Source organism: Paenibacillus cremeus, assembly GCF_007786445.1.
Lineage (GTDB): Bacteria > Bacillota > Bacilli > Paenibacillales > NBRC-103111 > Paenibacillus_G > Paenibacillus_G cremeus.
Genome location: NZ_VNJI01000111.1, coordinates 1 through 2,750, shown reverse-complemented (window position 1 = coordinate 2,750; position 2,750 = coordinate 1). Strand labels below are relative to the sequence as shown.

Annotated in this window: 2 protein-coding genes; both read right to left on the bottom strand. The window is 53.0% G+C overall.

Annotated features, from left to right (window positions below):
- Positions 1–122: 122 nt before the first annotated feature.
- Positions 123–881, bottom strand: a complete 759-nt coding sequence (istB, locus tag FPZ49_RS34985; protein ID WP_144855332.1) for an IS21-like element helper ATPase IstB — start codon at positions 879–881, stop codon at positions 123–125.
- Positions 882–956: 75 nt separating this feature from the next.
- A complete protein-coding gene (istA, locus tag FPZ49_RS34980) occupies positions 957–2,525 on the bottom strand; it encodes an IS21 family transposase (RefSeq protein ID WP_144855330.1) in 1,569 nt (522 codons plus the stop codon).
- Positions 2,526–2,750 lie beyond the last annotated feature (225 nt).

Sequence of the window (2,750 nt, the reverse complement as noted above, 5' to 3'; positions counted from 1 at the left end):
TTGCGTATTCCGGAAACTTTGGTCAGTCATTCCGGAAAGTATTAGCCACTCGTTCCGGAAAGTTTTGGTCAGTCATTCCGGTAATGTTTATCCACTTAGAGCCTCTCAAAATGGCTTCTTAATTACATATCAGATTTTCCAGCTGCTGGCAAGGGGGCGAGCGCTTTTCGCATCGAGTCGCCTTGAATTTTAAGGCGGTAAGCCCGGTGGATGAGGCGATCTAGAATCGCATCGGCCAAGGTTGGATCTGCAAAGTGTTGATGCCACAAGTCTACGGGCAGCTGGCTTGCCAAACAAGTGGAGTGCAGGGAAACGCGATCATCCAAAATATCGAGGAGTTCACGACTCTCGGCCACTGCGAGCGGAGCAAGCCCCCAATCATCGAGGATTAAAAGATCGACCCGAGTCAACTGGTTCGCCAGTTTGCCGTAAGTGCCATCCCCCTTGGCAAGCAGAATGTCTTGAAACAGGCGAGACATCCGGTAATACCGGACCTTAAAGCCTTGGCGGCAGGCGGCTGTAGCTAGGGCGCAGACCAGGAACGTCTTCCCGACACCTGTTGGGCCGGTGACGAGCAAATTGTGATGGGAGGTCAGCCACTGTCCCGCCAACAATTGACGGATTAGGAGGCGATCCAATTCACGAGGGGCAGAATAGTCGATGTCTTCCGGACTCGCCTGCACTTTGAGCCGAGCTTCTCGTAGCAGCTTGTTGACCTGTCGATTCTGTCGCTCAGTCCACTGGTGGTCGATGAGCAAGCCAAAGCGTTCCTCGAAGGTGAGTTCGTTCATTCGCGGGTCCTGAAGTTGACGTAAATAGGCCTCGGCCAGGCCCTGCAGACGCAGTTTTCGCAGGATATCGATCGTGGGTTGGGTTAACATAGGTAGCCTCCTTGAAAGAGAAATGAGAGACGAATCGGTGAGGGTACAATCGTCACCGACTCGCTTTCTTACGGGTTAATGAAGCAGCTTGCTAGAACGGTTTTCTTGGTAATACGCGGCCCCCCGAACATTTTCGTGAGCTGGTGTTGGCATCTCGGGAACGAATAAGGGCAACTCCAATTGCTCTAGGCCTTTTTCCAAAATGGACTTCACGCTGGTGTACGAGAAGGATCCAATCGCGATGGCACGAGCGGCAGCGGATTCCAGTCTCTCCTTGGAATACCGTTTGCTCAGGCTGAGAATGCCTAGACAACTCCTGTATCCCTGCTCGGGATGGGGACGGCGGGCCAAAATCTCTTCGATGAGCTTGCCAATACTCGGCCCCAGGCTACTCCCCCAATCGATGAGACGTGAGGGCGTCCATTCCATGTGTTTTTGATGCGATTTCGGCCGGTGAAGCGGATCCGTAACCATAATTCCCTTGCGATGGGCGCGGAGATGGCTAGCGACCCGGTTTCCCTTGTGAAAGACCTCCACCATGGACTCCGTCATTCGAACGTCGACCTCTTCCCTCACAAGCGTGTAAGGCACGCTGTAGAGCACATCTTCGACGGCGATGTGGTAGTCGATGTTGGCGCGCGCCAGTCGCCATAGAGCAAATTCATAGGGCTTTGGCGGAAGTGGTCGCAAGGCAGGCTTGTCCAAGCTTTCGAACCACGATTTACGGGACCCCTCCATCTTCTGAAAGGATTTCTCGTTTAAACGATCCAGTAATTCACGGATGGCCTCATTCAGCTCTGCCAGACTAAAGAAACGCCGATTCCGAAGCACCGCCAAAATCCAACGCTCGGCAAGTAGGACGGCCGCTTCTACTTTCGCTTTGTCCTTAGGTTTTCGTGGTCTGGCTGGCAGAACGGCGATGCCGTAATGGGAGGCCATTTCGTGGTACGTACGGTTGATCGCGGGTTCATAACGATCAGGACGTTTGACGCCGGATCTGAGGTTGTCCGGGACAAGCAATTCCGGAGCACCTCCGAAGAAGTGAAGGGCCCTTACATGTCCATTGACAAACGATTGAAGATCTTGTCCCCACTGGGCTTCGGCGTACGTGTAGCTGCTTGCACCAAGCGTGGCTACAAACAACTGGGCATCCCGGATTTCACCCGTTTCAGCATCAATGACCGGAATGGTTGGGCCGGCATAGTCGATGAACAGCTTCTCTCCCGCCTTGTGTTCTTGGCGTAAGGACACCTGAAGCTTCTTCTTCCACTGGTTGAATCGTTCGCAAAACTGGCTGTACTGATAGCCATCCGGGTGGACCGTCTTGTACTCCATCCAGAGGAGTTGAAGCGTGACGCCTTTTCTTTTAGACTCTTGAAGCAAATGGTTCCAGTCGGGTTCGGTGCGATTTTTCGGTCGCCCCATGGCTTTGGGAAACAATAGGGCTTCTAGCTTCCGCTCATCCAGGTTGGCAGGTAGGGGCCACGAGAGACCGGCCTCCTTGGCGCGAGACAGAATGTTCCCGACCGTACCGTGAGAGAGCGATAAACTCCGGGCAATGGCTCTTTCGCTGAGACCCGAATCGTTGTGCAGGCGGAGAACGTCAAGAACGCGTGGCAAGGCTATCCTCCTTTGTTTAGGCATGGTGATGCTCCTTTCGTAAGATGTCTCGAAAGACATTCGACCTAAGGAGTAACACACCTTCACCTAAGTGGGATAACCATTTTGAGAGAGGAAATTGGAAGAGAAAAGTGGCTAAGACTTTCCGGAATGGGTGCCCAAGACTTTTCGGAATTGCTGGCTAAGACTTTCCGGATTCGATGCCCAAGACTTTTCGGAATAGGTGGCTAAAACTTTTCGGAATACGCA